General features: G+C 36.8%; 14 protein-coding genes. 8 read left to right on the top strand and 6 right to left on the bottom strand.

The features are described 5' to 3' along the window. Positions 1-111: 111 nt before the first annotated feature. Positions 112-1,035 (top strand): glycosyltransferase family 2 protein, encoded by a 924-nt coding sequence (locus tag ACFOW1_RS04055; protein ID WP_379012436.1) that lies wholly within the window; start codon positions 112-114, stop codon positions 1,033-1,035. Continuing rightward, a complete protein-coding gene (locus ACFOW1_RS04050; RefSeq protein ID WP_379012435.1) occupies positions 1,036-1,818 on the top strand; it encodes a polysaccharide deacetylase family protein in 783 nt (260 codons plus the stop codon). A 30-nt stretch (positions 1,819-1,848) separates the two neighbouring features. On the opposite strand, the gene ACFOW1_RS04045 is transcribed toward ACFOW1_RS04050, so the two are convergent. After that, positions 1,849-2,592 carry a DUF1223 domain-containing protein gene (locus tag ACFOW1_RS04045; protein ID WP_379012434.1) on the bottom strand — a complete coding sequence of 248 codons (744 nt, stop codon included), beginning with the start codon at positions 2,590-2,592 and terminating at the stop codon, positions 1,849-1,851. A gap of 126 nt (positions 2,593-2,718) precedes the next feature. Between ACFOW1_RS04045 and ACFOW1_RS04040 the strand changes: the two genes are divergently transcribed. After that, positions 2,719-3,615, top strand: a complete 897-nt coding sequence (locus ACFOW1_RS04040; protein ID WP_379012433.1) for a flavin reductase family protein — start codon at positions 2,719-2,721, stop codon at positions 3,613-3,615. Between the two features lie 17 nt (positions 3,616-3,632). Here ACFOW1_RS04040 and ACFOW1_RS04035 read toward each other — a convergent pair whose 3' ends face one another. Together ACFOW1_RS04035 and ACFOW1_RS04030 are read right to left on the bottom strand one after the other, a co-directional pair. Continuing rightward, a complete protein-coding gene (locus ACFOW1_RS04035) occupies positions 3,633-4,697 on the bottom strand; it encodes a glycosyltransferase family protein (RefSeq protein ID WP_379012432.1) in 1,065 nt (354 codons plus the stop codon). Further along, positions 4,694-5,569 (bottom strand): UDP-2,3-diacylglucosamine diphosphatase, encoded by an 876-nt coding sequence (locus ACFOW1_RS04030; RefSeq protein WP_379012431.1) that lies wholly within the window; start codon positions 5,567-5,569, stop codon positions 4,694-4,696. Before ACFOW1_RS04030 ends, ACFOW1_RS04035 begins: the two co-directional genes overlap by 4 nt. Positions 5,570-5,817: 248 nt before the next feature. On the opposite strand from ACFOW1_RS04030, the gene asnB reads away from it, so the two are divergent. From asnB to ACFOW1_RS04005, 5 genes are all read left to right on the top strand, one after another. Next, a complete protein-coding gene (gene asnB, locus ACFOW1_RS04025; RefSeq protein ID WP_379012430.1) occupies positions 5,818-7,701 on the top strand; it encodes an asparagine synthase (glutamine-hydrolyzing) in 1,884 nt (627 codons plus the stop codon). Positions 7,702-7,946: 245 nt separating this feature from the next. Beyond that, positions 7,947-9,104 (top strand): cystathionine gamma-synthase, encoded by a 1,158-nt coding sequence (locus ACFOW1_RS04020; RefSeq protein ID WP_379012429.1) that lies wholly within the window; start codon positions 7,947-7,949, stop codon positions 9,102-9,104. Positions 9,105-9,160: 56 nt separating this feature from the next. Then, positions 9,161-9,397, top strand: a complete 237-nt coding sequence (locus ACFOW1_RS04015; protein ID WP_379012428.1) for a hypothetical protein — start codon at positions 9,161-9,163, stop codon at positions 9,395-9,397. Positions 9,398-9,452: 55 nt separating this feature from the next. After that, positions 9,453-10,220, top strand: coding sequence for a TIGR02757 family protein (locus ACFOW1_RS04010; RefSeq protein WP_379012427.1), 768 nt, complete (start codon positions 9,453-9,455; stop codon positions 10,218-10,220). 30 nt (positions 10,221-10,250) lie between these two features. Then, complete coding sequence (locus ACFOW1_RS04005) at positions 10,251-10,565, top strand: hypothetical protein (protein WP_379012426.1); 315 nt, start codon at positions 10,251-10,253, stop codon at positions 10,563-10,565. On the opposite strand, the gene ACFOW1_RS04000 is transcribed toward ACFOW1_RS04005, so the two are convergent. The 3 genes from ACFOW1_RS04000 to pxpB are packed head-to-tail and all read right to left on the bottom strand — an operon-like array spanning position 10,566 to position 14,192. After that, positions 10,566-11,750 carry an NRAMP family divalent metal transporter gene (locus ACFOW1_RS04000; RefSeq protein WP_379012425.1) on the bottom strand — a complete coding sequence of 395 codons (1,185 nt, stop codon included), beginning with the start codon at positions 11,748-11,750 and terminating at the stop codon, positions 10,566-10,568. Then, positions 11,731-12,471, bottom strand: coding sequence for a 5-oxoprolinase subunit PxpA (locus tag ACFOW1_RS03995; RefSeq protein WP_379012424.1), 741 nt, complete (start codon positions 12,469-12,471; stop codon positions 11,731-11,733). Before ACFOW1_RS03995 ends, ACFOW1_RS04000 begins: the two co-directional genes overlap by 20 nt. Then, complete coding sequence (pxpB, locus tag ACFOW1_RS03990; protein WP_379012423.1) at positions 12,468-14,192, bottom strand: 5-oxoprolinase subunit PxpB; 1,725 nt, start codon at positions 14,190-14,192, stop codon at positions 12,468-12,470. Before pxpB ends, ACFOW1_RS03995 begins: the two co-directional genes overlap by 4 nt. Between the last annotated feature and the right edge of the window lie 25 nt (positions 14,193-14,217).

Raw genomic sequence — 14,217 nt, 5'->3', positions numbered from 1 at the left:
TTAATTCGCTGAAAGTGGTCACTATTTTGTTAATTTGCCGTTTACGACTATTAAATGGATACGGCAGATATTTTGAACATATTGATTTTTTAAACTTTTGCTTGCAATTTTATGCCTAAGAAAATATCGATAGTAATACCTGTATGCAACGAAAAAGGCAATATACCTACCATGGTAAAAGCATTACAAGAAGTAATGTATCCTTTACCTTATACTTACACTATTACTTATATAGATGATGGTAGTGACGATGACACTTTAGACAGAATTAAAATTTTTGCTAAACAATACGAGAATATTTTCTTTATTTCATTTTCAAGAAATTTTGGTCATCAAAATGCATTAAAAGCTGGCTTCGATTTTAGTGACGGAGATGCCGTAATTACCATGGATGGTGATTTACAACATCCGCCAGAATTAATTCCTATTTTAATAGAACAATGGGAGCAAGGCAACGATATTGTGTACACTATACGCAACGATCACCAAGAAATGCCTTTGATGAAACGTAAAACATCAACCCTTTTTTACAATATTTTAAATCGATTATCTGATATAGAACTTGAAAGTGGCACCGCCGATTTTAGGTTAATGGATAAACGTGTGGTGGAAATTTTTAGGGGGTTCAAGGAGGCAGATTTATTTTGGCGCGGCCTTGTAAAATGGCTTGGCTTTAAACAAGTTGGTATTGAATACGAACCCGCCGAACGTAAAGAAGGCAAAAGTAAATATACCTATAAAAAGATGATGCAACTAGCGCTAAGAGGTATAACATCTTTTAGTTTAAAACCGCTAGCCATCGCTACTTATCTTGGATTTACATTTTCGCTATTATCATTATTGTATATACCCTATGTTATATACAGCTTAGCCTTTGGTCATCCTATTTCTGGTTGGGCTTCCATGATTGTAACCATTGCATTTTTTGGTGGTTTACAATTAATGATTCTTGGTATTATTGGTATGTATTTAGGTAAATTATTTATGCAAAGCAAAGAGCGCCCACATTATATTATTAAAGAAAGTAACCTATAAATGCGCCGATCGATTTTATTGAGCTTTGATGTAGAAGAATTTGACATGCCGTTGGAATATCAACAAGATATCTCGTTAAAAGAGCAATTGCATATTGGCAAGCTAGGACTTGATGCGATTGTACCTATACTGAACGATAAAAGTATTAGCACGACTTTATTTACCACCGCTACTTATGCAATCAATTTTCCTGAAATAATCAAATCATTAGCGCAGCAACACGAAATTGCATCGCATACTTATTACCACTCAAGTTTTGAAGATGCACATTTATTGTCATCTCGTTTAGCACTAGAAGCCATTACACAAACACCTGTTACTGGTTTGCGTATGCCTCGTATGCGCAAAGTAGCAATACATGAAGTATTGAAAGCTGGTTACACATACGATTCCTCTATCAATCCTACCTTTTTACCAGGTCGTTATAATAATTTACACCTGCCGAGAACTGTGTACCAAGAGGAAGCCATGACAAGAATACCTGCATCGGTAACGCCAAATTTGAGAATACCGCTATTTTGGTTAGCTTTTAAAAATATGCCTTACGTTCTATTTAAAAAATTAGTGATTCAAACACTTAAAAAAGATGGTTATGTATGTTTGTATCATCACCCTTGGGAATTTACAGATGCCATTGCCAACACTGCCTTACCTACTTATACCAAACGCCAGTGCGGTAAGGTACTAATAGATAAATTATATCGCCTAGTGAATGACCTTAAAAAAGAGGGCGACTTAATAAGCATTAGAGACTTTTTAACTGCAAATAGAAAACCGATTTAGCATAATAACTAGCATTGTATTTATTAAATATTAGTGTCCATTAGATGAATGAACAATGGTTTGTTTCGCATCGACTATTTGTAAGTTGTATTTGTTTTGTACCAACGCCACTACTTGCCAATCATTACTTATAAATGGTGCGCTTAATGTGGTGGTTTGAGTACCAACGGGCATAACAACCATGCTTCTTACTACGTTTTTATGCTGTAACAGACTCCCTTCATTTTCGCCCGCTTTAACTTTTGTTGAAGCAGATGGTTGTACTAACAATACCAATAGCTCATTATCTTTTCCTAGATTACCATGGTCTATTGTAACAACTATTTGTTTGTTATTAATACTTGCATCAACCTTGTTAATGATTTGTGCAGACAAATAATTCGCTGCTAATAATTTATTTACTTTGGTACTATTACTGCCAACTGTTTCAGCTTGGCCGTTCACAACAATTTGCGGCGTGTACACGCTTGATAATTGCATTTTCGCAGCATAATCATACTGTCGATTGGTATACATTGCGTTACTAAAACTATCTACCCAACCCAATCTATTCCAATAATCTACATGAAAAGATAAGAGTAATACCTGCTGATTTTTATCACTAATATTTGCTAGCAACTTATCTGCCGAAGGGCATGAAGAACAGCCTTCTGAAGTAAACAATTCAACCACAATAGGTTTTTGGGACACATTTAAATTTACTGGTGCGTCGTTGTGTTGCCCATTGCAGGAACAAATAACAAAAGATAGTATCGTAATTAATAAAATTTTCATAACAAATTATTTTGTCTTTAAAAACGCAGCCGTTAGCTAAAACTTACAAGTTTATTCGTGTATTATTGTTAAAAACTTGAAAAGTCAATTTTAAAAAGAGATTACAATCCATTAAACAAGAAGAGTATGCACATTAATATATCAGAAACGCCCGTAGCACAATACCAACAATGGTTGCAGTTTGCTATTGCCCCAAGACCTATTTGTTTTGCCAGTACAATAGATGCAAGTGGCAATGTCAATTTAAGCCCATTTAGCTTCTTTAATTTAGTATCGTATAAACCCGCTATTGTTGTTTTCTCGGTGGTAAGAAAAATGCGAGATGGCAGTACCAAGCATACTTTACAAAATATTTTAGAAGTACCAGAAGTAGTTATTAATATTTGCGATTATGATATGGTGCAGCAGATGAGTTTAAGTAGTTGTGAATTCGCAAAAAGTACTGATGAATTTATAAAATCGGGTTTTACAAAAACGCCTGCCATATTAGTAAAACCACCCATGGTTCAAGAAGCCAAAGTGCAGCTTGAATGCAAGGTACTTGAGGTAAAAAGCTTAGGAGACAATGGTGGTGCTGGGCAATTGGTAATTGCAGAAATATTAAATATGCATGTTCATGATACTATTTTAAATAGTGCTGGTAATATGATAGACCCCAAGAAATTAGCACTTGTAGCGAGACTTGGCGGTGATTGGTATTGCAAGGTAGACGCTACCAACTTATTTGAAATTGATAAACCCACCACACAAATTGCCATTGGCGTAGATGCCCTACCAAGTAGTATTCGTAATAGCCATATTTTAACTGGCAATAATTTAGCGCAACTTGCCAATGTTGTAGAAATACCTTTTGTGGATGCGACATTCACAGACGATAAATTGAAACATATTTTTCAATACTATGCGTTAAACGCAGCCGATATGGAACAAGAACTACACAGTTATGCAAAGGAATTATTGGCACAAAATAACGTACAAGCTGCATGGCAGGTATTATTATTATTAGCTGGTGAAAATGTGTAAACTCTTTGCACAATCAATTACCCCATCACCAAAAAATCTTCCTCGCTCAACAACGATTCTTGCACTGGTTTTGCAGGTTGTAAGCTTCTTGCGGTTTCAATTACTTGCTGCACAATCTCATAGGTTGAGTTGGTCAATTGTAACTGCGTTTGAGGTGCTTGTTGCAACCAGTCTGCTACTTGCAAGTGAAAATTGGCAGTTAACTTATCTACAATGGGTACATTGAAATCTTTTAAAGCTTCGGCATTACAAAGCTGCTCGTATTGCCCACGAATAGGTAAACACATAACACGTTTACCCATGTACAATGCTTCGGCTGGGGTTTCAAAACCAGCACCAGTAATTATACCATATGCCGTCATCATGCTTTGGTTAAAAGCTTTATTATTTATCGGCTTAAACGTAATGTTGGCAACTGTTTCAGCTTGTTGCTTTGTTTTAGAGAATACCTCAAAACGCACATCTTTACAAGCTTGTAAACTTTGCAATACCACATCATCACTATAATGTGACAAGTAAACCGTTACATGACCATTATCAACCACGTTGGCGTTTAAAATATCGTCTTTTATAATTGGGCTAAAAATAAAATCGTCGTATTGCTTAAAGTGTAAACCAATATAGCGCTCAGCAGTAGCATAATGTTGCAATACCAACTCACCCATCCAATCTTTTTTAGCTGGTCTTGGTGTATGTTTACTTTTAAAACTTGCTTGGTGACCAAAGTTTACAGACGCAATCCCTTTCAACTTACAAGCCAAAGAGGTGATGCTATCAAAATCATTAATCACTACATCATATTGTTCTAATGGCAATGCTTTCGCCTCTTTGTAAATACTAGCTACTGAAAGCTCTTTCCACATTTTCCAATAGTCTAAGCCACCTCTATTACCATAAAACAAGCTAATACCTTTGCTGCGATATTTAATTGGCAAGGCAGGATTTAAATTGCTATTACTACCACTTAAAAACACATCTACTGTACCATATTGCTGCAGATAAGGCAATAACTCCATTGCCCTAGCAATATGCCCATTGCCTGTTGCTTGAACAGCATAAAATATGCGTAAACCCTTACTCATAACAATACATTTACAGCGCTGCCAATGCTAATCTTCGAGGCAAATAATAGTATTTCTTCAGGCATCACGTCAAGCTTTGGTAATCTTTTTTCCATTGTTACTACAGGTGCAGCAGTATTGCTAAATGCTTTCTCGTCGTAGTGGTAAATCGTCCAGTCGTTGTCGTGATATTCTAAAGCAGTGAGGTTTTCAATCCAATCACCACTGTTAAGATACGTAACTTTTCCTTTCTCGGTAACAATTTCTCTTTTTTGTGGTTGATGAATATGTCCGCAAATCACATAATCGTATTTTTTTTCTATCGCTAATTCTGCTGCTGTTTGTTCAAAATCGCCAATCCAACTCACCGCTTTTTTCACACCATTTTTAACCTTTTTACTAAAACTCATTTTTTCCTTGCCTAAAGCTTTCAGAATGGCATTGATAAATCTGTTAAGTACAATTAACAAGTCGTAGCCATGACCGCCTAATTTCGCTAATATTTTTGCCCAGCCTTTTGTGGTTGCATCAAACACATCGCCATGGAACACCCACGTCATCTTGCCATTTATTTCCATCACTAGCTTATCGGTCAATTCAAAGTTACCCATCTGAATACCGCTATACCTGCGCATGATTTCATCATGATTACCTGTAATATAAATTACTCTCGTGCCTTTGCTAAGCAGGTTCATAATTTCTTTTATTACTTGCATGTGCGCTACAGGGAAATAGCGCTTATTAAATTGCCAAACATCTACGATGTCGCCATTTAATATTAAAACTTCAGGGGAAATGCTTTTTAAGTAGTTTACTATTTCGGTAGCATGACAGCCATATGTACCTAAGTGCAAATCGCTCATTACCACTACTTCTACGTTACGTCTGTTCATTGTATTTATTGGGTTAATCAAAACTCACACCACACTATTACTAAAATGTGAAGTATTGATGAACAAATTGTTACTTGCCTACGTAAACGTGTTATTTTTTTGTTAGCCAAAGGCAATTATGCTATTTAAGTGGCTTTGCATGCACTACCGTTAGCTTTCAGTATGAACGCTTTGTTCGTTGTTGCGTTTTTATCGTAGCATAGCATGTACATTTATCTGTAACTTAACATCCTTATTACAAACAAATTATGTGTGGTATTGCAGGCATTATTTCTCCATACGCGCCATTAGTAACGCTTCAACAGGTGCAACTAATGATAAATACATTACAACACCGTGGCCCTAATGGTGAAGGCCAATGGCAAAGCGATGATAATACCGTTGCGTTTGGTCATAGACGATTATCTATAATAGATTTATCCAACAATGCTGCTCAACCTTTACACTATTTACATTATACCATCATCTTTAATGGTGAGATTTATAATTATATCGAGTTAAAAAACGAGCTACAACAACAAGGCTATACATTCTCTACCAATTCAGATACAGAAGTTATTCCTGCTGCCTATGATTGTTGGGGTAAAGATTGTTACCATCATTTCGATGGCATGTTTGCCTTTGCCATATACAACAATAACACAAAAGAAGTCTTTATTGCACGAGATAGATTTGGCGAAAAGCCCTTGTATTACCATGCACAATACCAACAACGTGGTAAGTTTGAACGCTTTGTTTTTGCTAGCGAAATGAAAGCGCTTTGGGCTTTGGGTGTACCTAAAGATTTAAATGGCACCATGGCATTGAACTATATTACGCTTGGCTATTTGCAAAACCCCATCAAAAAAACACAAACTTTTTACAGCCATATTTTATCTCTGCCACCAGGCCATTGTTTAAGTATTCAGCCCACTTTAGGCAAGGTACAAATGAAGCGTTGGTACAAAACAGAAAATAGTGAGCAGCAAATAGTGAAGGGTGAAAAAGAAACGATTGAAAAGTTTGCTGATTTATTTGCAACCTCAGTAAATAGGCGTTTACGTAGCGATGTAGCTGTAGGCACTAGCCTTAGTGGCGGCCTAGATAGTTCTAGCATTGTAGCAGCCATCATGCAACTACAAACTTCAAATCCGATAGCTATCCGATCCAACCTACAAACTTTTTCCGCCATTTTTCCGGGTTTTGAGAAAGATGAAAGCGCCTATAGCAAAATAGTGGTAGATCAATTTCATTTACAACAGCATACGGTTACACCCACAGAAAATGATTGGATAGAACATTGGCAAAAGCTAATGTACCACCAAGAAGAACCTTTGCAGAGTAGTAGTGTATTTACGCAGTTCATGGTATATAAATTGGCCAAAGAAAAAGGGGTTACAGTACTTCTTGATGGGCAAGGCGCAGATGAAATTTTGGGCGGCTATAAAAAATACACCCATTGGTTTTTACAGGCGCTACTTAAAAAAGATTACAGCAGTTTTAAGCGTGAAAAACAATTGTTGCAACAGCATCAATTTTTAGAAAGTTGGGGCATAAAAAATTATGCCGCAGCTTATTTACCAGAAAAAACAGCAAAAAAATTACAGCAAAAAGCTATTAACCAACAATTGCATCATGCCCATTTAAACCAAGATTTTTATACCAAATATTACAACGATGATACGCTGCAAAAGCCCGTTATTCATACGTTAGAAGATATGTTGCGCTACAATACATTTACAATTGGTTTAGAAGAATTGCTACGCTACGCAGATAGAAACTCCATGGCACATGGCAGAGAAGTACGCCTGCCATTTTTATCGCACCAATTGGTAGAGTTTATTTTCTCGCTACCATCATCCTACAAAATACAAAACGGCTTTACCAAATGGGTATTAAGGCAAAGTATGGTAAATACATTGCCAGACAGCATTGTATGGCGCACCAATAAAATAGGCTACGAACCACCGCAACAACAATGGCTTCAAGACAAAACCATTCAAGGGATGGTAAGAGATAGCAAGAAAATATTGGTAGAAAAAAATGTGTTACAACCATCTGTATTAAAACAAGCTATCCAACCACAGGCTGCCCACAGCGCTAATAATTTTGATTGGCGCTACCTATGTGCAGCAGAATTATTTACCAAATAATTAAAAGGCGATCGTTTGTATAGCGCTTCAATACGCCAATTGTAATATTAAAGTTGTAATATTTTATTTTATTACAAAAGTTTTATTACAACACTGTAATATTTCATTTGTAATATTTATTTTTATTGCAAACAAAATATTACAACCCGCTTCAACAGTTTTCTTAAAAACTACCATTAATATAAAGCCCAAACATTAGCTTGCTACAAAAACGTAATATTGTGTACGGAAAAAATACTACTACCATGAACGAACATACTTCTATAGGCATAGGCACTAAATTTATACATGCAGGTGCAGAACCTGACCCAACAACAGGTGCGATTATGACGCCGATTTATCAAACATCTACATTTGTACAAGACGCACCCAACGAGCATAAGGGTTACGACTACTCGAGAGCTGGCAACCCAACCCGTGCAGCGCTTGAAACAGCTTATGCTGCTATTGAAAATGGTAAATTTGGTTTGGCTTTTAGTAGTGGCGTAGCGGCCACAGATGCGATGATTAAACTTCTTGCGCCAGGCGATGAAGTAATTGCTGCCAATGATATGTATGGAGGTACGTATCGTTTGTTTACCAAAGTATTTGAAAAATTTGGTATCAAATTTATTTTTGTAGACACGACTGATACTAAAAATATTGAAGCTGCAATAACTACAAAAACAAAGCTCATTTGGATTGAAACACCAACTAATCCACTAATGAATATTACAGACATTGCTGCGGTAGCTACTATCGCAAAAAGTGCTAAAGCCCTGCTGTGTGTAGATAATACGTTTGCTTCGCCCTATTTGCAAAATCCACTAGACCTTGGTGCAGACGTAGTGATGCACTCTGCCACCAAATATTTAGGCGGCCATAGCGATGTAATACAAGGCTGCTTGATGATGAATGACGAAGCATTAAGAGACCAACTATTTTTTATACAAAAAAGTACGGGTGCAGTACCTGGGCCAATGGATTGCTTTTTAGTACTGCGAGGTATAAAAACCCTGCATGTGCGTATGCAGCGCCATTGCGAAAATGGTAGAAAAGTTGCCGAGTTTTTACGTAACCATCCCAAAGTAGGTAAAGTGTGGTGGTGCGGTTTTACTGATCATCCTAACTACACTATAGCCAAGCAACAAATGCGTGATTTTGGTGGTATGATGAGCTTTGAACTAAAAGATACTAGCGACGCTGCAACCAAACGCGTATTGATGAGTACCAAATTATTTTCATTGGCTGAAAGCCTTGGTGGCGTAGAGTCATTAATCAATCATCCAGCCACTATGACACATGCCTCTATACCAAGAGAAGAGCGCTTAAAAAATGGATTGAGCGATGCATTGATACGATTAAGTGTAGGCATAGAAGATGCAGATGATTTGATAGCAGATTTGAATGAGGCAATAGGATGAAACTAGTTTATTTAATTTTTTATAGCTTTTATAAAACTGCTTCGCAAATCAATAGAATGATACCTTTGAAAGGTGGTGGTATTTGTGGTGCAAGTACTTTTTTAGCCATTACGTCAATTTTGCCTTTCACTATTATTTTCAAATTTCAATCTCATTTCAATTTCAGTTTAAAATATCCTGTTATAATTTTATTGATGGCAATTTGCTTAATTATTATGACATATTTTGACGATAGAGGTAATAAAATAATTAGCCAAGTGGAAAAAAAGGGTTACCAATTTGGCAAAGAGTAGTTCTTGCAAATGGCTTTTTAATAATTTACGTGACAGCCTTTATTTACTTTTTTAAATGAACAATCTCACTGATTTCTTTAATGCAAAAGTTGCCCAATACAATCAGCCTGCTTTTATAAAAGATGATCCTATCTGTGTACCGCATCGTTTTACAAAGTTGCAAGACATTGAAATAGCTGGCTTTTTTGCAGCCATATTTGCTTGGGGTATTCGTACTACTATCATTAACAAAACCAATGAGTTACTAAAACTTATGGATGATGCACCGCATGACTTTATTGTGCACCATCAAGCACAAGATTTGAAAAAATTATTGGCTTTTAAGCACCGTACATTCAACACAACTGACTTACTCTATTTCGTTCACTTTTTGCAATTCCATTATCAACAACACATATCGCTTGAAACCGCATTTACGAAATGGTTATCCCCTAACGAAACAACCATTGAACAAGGCTTAATTGGCTTTCACCAATACTTTTTTTCGCTAGAAGATTTTCCACCTCGCACTAAAAAACATATTGCCACACCTTACAAGCAATCTTCTTGCAAGCGACTAAATATGTATTTGCGTTGGATGGTTCGCAGTGATAATGCAGGTGTAGATTTTGGTGTATGGAACAATATCAAACCATCGCAACTCATTTGCCCAATAGATTTACATGTGGCGAGAGTAGCGAAGCGCTTTCAACTATTAGATAGACAATTGGTAGATTGGCAAGCCGCTTTAGAATTAACAAGCTATTTACGCACCCTTGACGCTGAAGACCCGGTGAAATATGACTTTGCCCTGTTTGGTCTTGGTGTGATGGAGAAATTTTAACTGCTGATTGAACTGATAAAATGATTTGCTATGATGGATAACAATGAAACAATACAAAAAGATTTAGAGAAAGAAATAGGCTTAGTACTTACCAATCATTTTAGGGAAGAATTAGCTGCCTATATCAATCAACTTATTAATGCCGATTTTGAAAAGTTGGTATTTTTACTCTATAGAATCGATGTAAAAGAAAATACCATTAAACAACTATTAGCTTTGCCATCTAACAATAATGCTGGTGAAATAATAGCCGATGCCATTATAAAACGGCAAGAAGAAAAAATAATAACTAGACAATTGTACAAACAACCTGACAATAATATTACTGAAGAAGATAAGTGGTAATTATTTATGCAACCAATTGTAAATGGTAATTATGCAAAGCACAGTCATAGCAATTACTACAAGCCAACCTATCAATTGCATCCACAATGGATGTATATAGTTTTTGAGCAAGGTTTTATTTCTAGCAGCTACTAAAATCACTGCAAGCGCCACTGGTAATATTAAGCCGTTTAATGCACCTGCCATTACTAACAATTTAATGGGTTGGCCTACTATAACAAATACAAGGGTTGAAAAAATAATAAAACCATTTATCAAAGCTTTTTCGTATCGCTGAAAAAATGGATGGAATGTTTTTAAGAAGGAAACAGAGGTATAAGCCGCTCCAACTACAGATGTGATTGCAGCGCTCCACATTACCACACCAAAAAAGCGATAGCCAATATTCCCTGCAGCAATTTTAAATACCGATGCAGGAGGATTTGACGCGTCGATAGCAACACCGCTAGCTACCACACCTAAGGCTGCCAAAAACAAAACCGTACGCATTATGCCTGTAATAATAATACCGCTAACAGCACTTTTATTGACTGCTTGAATACTTTGCAAGCCCTTCACATCGGCATCTAATAATCTATGTGCGCCCGAAAAACTGATATAGCCGCCTACTGTACCGCCTACAAGGGTAACGATAGTTTGTACATCAATAGTTTTGGGCAAAAAGCTATGTACAATGGCATCACCAACTGGGGGATGTGAACTGATAGCAACATACATAGTAAGCAGTATCATTAATACGCCAAGTATCTTAGTAAACGCATCTAATAACTTGCCTGCCTCTTTCATCCAAAAAATAAATAAAGCAAGAACACAACTTATAACTGCCCCGTATTTTGTATCGAGACCAGTTAATACATTTACCCCTAACCCACTACCCGCAATATTGCCAATATTAAATGCTAAGCCACCCAAAACAATTAATGCGGCTAAAAAATAACCCAAGCCAGGTAGCATGGTATTGGCTAAATCCTGTGCCCGCAGTTCACTAATAGTAATAACACGCCATATATTGAGTTGTGCACCAATGTCTAATAAAATCGATAACAGTATTACAAAGCCAAAACTTGCGGCAAGTTGTTGGGTGAATACAGTTGTTTGGGTCAAAAACCCTGGACCAATGGCTGAGGTAGCCATTAAAAAAGCAGCACCTAAAATGGCAGATGATTTATTTGGCTTTAATGTCAATGTTATGTTGTTTTAGGGTTTGATGAATTTGCTTGGCAAATGCTACGGCATGTTCACCGTCGCCGTGCAGGCAAATGGTTTCTGCTATTATGGGTACAACGGAGCCATCTACACTAGTAACACTTTGCTCCCGAACCATTTGTAATACCTGTGCAATGGATGCTTCTGTTGAATTAATCAAAGCGTTCGGTTCACTTCTTGCCGTTAAGCTACCATCAGCTTGATAGGTTCTATCTGCAAATACTTCACTACAAGTTTGTAAGCCCAAAGCTTTTGCTTCACTAATTAAATAGCTACCACTAAGGCCATATACAATTAAATTTGGATCTACTCTATGTATGGCATCAGCTATTGTAAGTGCCATCGCTTTATCTCTTGCAGCCATATTGTACATGGCACCATGCAGTTTCACGTGGTGCAATTTAGCCCCCATTTTCATAGCCGAAAAACGAACGACTAATATTTCATGCATCACTAAGTCCTGCAGGCGTTCAGCAGATAATTGTATCTCAGTTCTGCCAAAATTTGGTTTATCATTAAAGCCAGGATGCGCACCAATCGCTACATTATGCGTCAGGCAATATTCAATAGATTTTGTAATGGTATCTAAATCGCCAGCATGATAACCACAAGCAATATTGGCGCTACTGATATAAGGATACAGCAATTCATCATTTAAAAACCCCTCACCCAAATCGCAGTTAAGGTCTACAGACATCATGTTGCTAAAAATTCTTTCAATTTAAAGATACAAGCATTTTGTATATGTAACAAATACTGCTGTTGTAAATACAATAATTCAGCCGCTTCTTGTTGAGAAATAATAGCAAAATTAATACGTTGATGCGCTTGTAATTGTGCGAGTTTAGACAATGCTACTTGTGCTACTTGCCCCACCCGAGGGTAGCCACCGATGGTTTGATGGTCGGCCATTAACACAATCAATTCGCCATTAGGTAATAGTTGTACAGTACCTCTTGTTACAGCGGTAGAAATAAGCGAGAGTGGTTGTTGTAACTGCAATGGTATACCATGTAACAGATAGGCCATCCTATCACTTTTAACAGTAATGACAAAGCTACTAGCGGTTAATAAATCTGTAGATGCTTCCGTTAAAAGTTGGTATTCGTTGCCAGCTACTATTTGAATATGATTGGCATCTTTATATAACTCTGCAACATCTGCTTGCCATTGCAGTATTACGAATGATTTTTCTTGCAAATATGCTTTCAGCAGTAAATTTCTATTGATAGCAATTACATCACCTTTTTGTAATAAACGGCCACAAAAGCCGCCAGCATTGGCTTTTAGATGTGTACTATAACTACCTAGCCATTTTTCAATGGTCATTCCACCTCTTATAGCTAGATAACATCTTGCGCCAGAAACAAGCTTGGTAAATTTTAAAATACTGTTTGCGGCTACAATGATGGGTGTATTATTAGGTATAGGTTCGTCGTTTATGGTGGCACAAAAATCTGCACCACTTAATGCTATTAAAGCATCTACATCAAATTGAAAAACAGAAGCTGGAAAGTGTAGCTCAAACAAGGCTTCTGTAGCGGCATTACCTACTAAAAAATTAGCCACTTTTGCAGCCACTGTATCCATAGCGCCAGTAGGATTAATACCAAATTGTTGGTACCCAAAACGACCTAAATCTTGCACCGTATCTGCAATGCCTTGCTTTAAAATAGTAATGCCATAGGATGAGGTAGATGACGATATTTTTGCTTCGCTAGGCTTATTTTTTTCTAACAAAAAATCTGCTAAAGTTATTGGCTTAAACTGCACCATATTACCCATTTTAAGTAATACAGGTTCTGCCCTATTTGCATTAAATAATTGCAACGGTGTTTCACCAATAATGTTCCAGCCTGCAGGCGATTGTAGTGGATAGACACCTGTTTGTACACCTGCAATGCCCACCGATCCTGCTTTTACAGCAGTTCTAGGGGCTTGTCTACGCGGTGTTGCAAGTATCTCATCTACATTACCCATGTAAGCAAAGCCTGGTAAAAAGCCAATGCAATAAATACGATATTGCCGTGCAATGTGTCTTTGAATTAATTCATCTATTGAAATACCTTTATCAGCAGCCAAAGTCACAATATCCAATCCAAAAGCAGTATCGTAACAAACAGGTATTTCTACAATTTCATGTGCTATTGTTTGTTGCCAGTTACAACCAGCAATTGCAATATCTGCGCGTTGTTTCATGGTTGTAAACACATCACTTGCTTGCTTTACTATACTATTATCAAATACTAACGTAATAGTATGATAAGCAGGTATCACATCTTTCACATCTTTAATGGGTTCTGCTTGTAAATGTTTGTACAATGCAATTACTAAATCGTTAATCTGCTCGCTGATAACAGCTTCAAAAGCAATGGTAGCAGCAGTCTCGCCCAAAGGATAAATATAATAAGTAGGTGTCAAAATATAGTAGCATGTAATTTAATGA

It is taken from the genome of Parasediminibacterium paludis (assembly GCF_042651445.1).
GTDB classification, from domain to species: domain Bacteria; phylum Bacteroidota; class Bacteroidia; order Chitinophagales; family Chitinophagaceae; genus Parasediminibacterium; species Parasediminibacterium paludis.
This window is presented reverse-complemented; position numbering and strand designations above follow the sequence as displayed.

Excerpts from the sequence above, each read along its gene's own strand:
- ACFOW1_RS04055 (WP_379012436.1), top strand. The coding sequence starts at position 112 with ATGCCTAAGAAAATATCGATAGTAATACCTGTATGCAACGAAAAAGGC.
- ACFOW1_RS04050 (WP_379012435.1), top strand. The coding sequence starts at position 1,036 with ATGCGCCGATCGATTTTATTGAGCTTTGATGTAGAAGAATTTGACATG.
- ACFOW1_RS04045 (WP_379012434.1), bottom strand. The coding sequence starts at position 2,592 with ATGAAAATTTTATTAATTACGATACTATCTTTTGTTATTTGTTCCTGC.
- ACFOW1_RS04040 (WP_379012433.1), top strand. The coding sequence starts at position 2,719 with ATGCACATTAATATATCAGAAACGCCCGTAGCACAATACCAACAATGG.
- ACFOW1_RS04035 (WP_379012432.1), bottom strand. The coding sequence starts at position 4,697 with ATGAGTAAGGGTTTACGCATATTTTATGCTGTTCAAGCAACAGGCAAT.
- ACFOW1_RS04030 (WP_379012431.1), bottom strand. The coding sequence starts at position 5,569 with ATGAACAGACGTAACGTAGAAGTAGTGGTAATGAGCGATTTGCACTTA.
- asnB (WP_379012430.1), top strand. The coding sequence starts at position 5,818 with ATGTGTGGTATTGCAGGCATTATTTCTCCATACGCGCCATTAGTAACG.
- ACFOW1_RS04020 (WP_379012429.1), top strand. The coding sequence starts at position 7,947 with ATGAACGAACATACTTCTATAGGCATAGGCACTAAATTTATACATGCA.
- ACFOW1_RS04015 (WP_379012428.1), top strand. The coding sequence starts at position 9,161 with ATGATACCTTTGAAAGGTGGTGGTATTTGTGGTGCAAGTACTTTTTTA.
- ACFOW1_RS04010 (WP_379012427.1), top strand. The coding sequence starts at position 9,453 with ATGAACAATCTCACTGATTTCTTTAATGCAAAAGTTGCCCAATACAAT.
- ACFOW1_RS04005 (WP_379012426.1), top strand. The coding sequence starts at position 10,251 with ATGATGGATAACAATGAAACAATACAAAAAGATTTAGAGAAAGAAATA.
- ACFOW1_RS03995 (WP_379012424.1), bottom strand. The coding sequence starts at position 12,471 with ATGATGTCTGTAGACCTTAACTGCGATTTGGGTGAGGGGTTTTTAAAT.